This is a genomic window from Treponema endosymbiont of Eucomonympha sp. (assembly GCF_001028545.1).
The window spans coordinates 1-619 of the sequence record NZ_BBPW01000418.1 but is presented as its reverse complement, the minus strand read 5'-3'; the positions used below and the strand labels follow the sequence as shown (position 1 = coordinate 619).

The 619-nt window shown below is 55.7% G+C and carries 1 tRNA gene and 1 pseudogene; one reads left to right on the top strand and one right to left on the bottom strand.

Annotated features, from left to right (window positions below):
* Window positions 1-115: 115 nt before the first annotated feature.
* Window positions 116-199 (top strand) — tRNA-Leu (locus AWU74_RS07400).
* Window positions 200-376: 177 nt separating this feature from the next.
* On the opposite strand, the pseudogene AWU74_RS12000 reads toward AWU74_RS07400, so the two are convergent.
* Window positions 377-619 (bottom strand): annotated as a pseudogene (locus tag AWU74_RS12000) (M3 family oligoendopeptidase); the annotation flags it as partial.

The window sequence follows — 619 nt, the reverse complement described above, 5'->3', positions numbered from 1 at the left end:
AACTACGAAAACCCCAGTCGGCGCTTTGCGCTGACTTATAGGCGAGTGGCAAACTCTCGCTATTCGGCAGGCGTTGATTCTTTTTTCAAAATGGTATAGATTATTGCGGAAATGCGCCCAGATGGTGGAATTGGTAGACACGCTGGTTTCAGGTACCAGAGCCCGAAAGGGTGTGCAAGTTCAAGTCTTGTTCTGGGCATTATTACAAAACAAGCGCTCAGCCGGATAAAAGCTGGAGCGCGTTTGTTTTTATACTGGCGCTGAATGGGTGCTGGTTATGTGTCGGCAGACGGATACGCGGGGATTCAGCCTGCGCCGTTAAGCTTAAAAAGCAGGGCTTCTGCCCTGCTTTTTTGTCTGGGTGCTCCCCGCCGCGTCAGCCGAGCGCTGCCAGATGCTCGGTATAGAATGCCGTAATCGACGCGATGCCGGAAGCCCAGAACTCCGGCTTTTCGATAGCGAACCCCGCGCGGCGGCACACATCCTCGCAGCTTGCGCTTCCCGTCTCGCGGAGCAGACGCACATAGGTCTCGCTGAACGCCGCGCTTTCCGCGCAATACCGCCCGTACAGCGCCGTGCCGAACAGCAGCCCGAACGCATAGGGAAAGTTGTAGAAGTC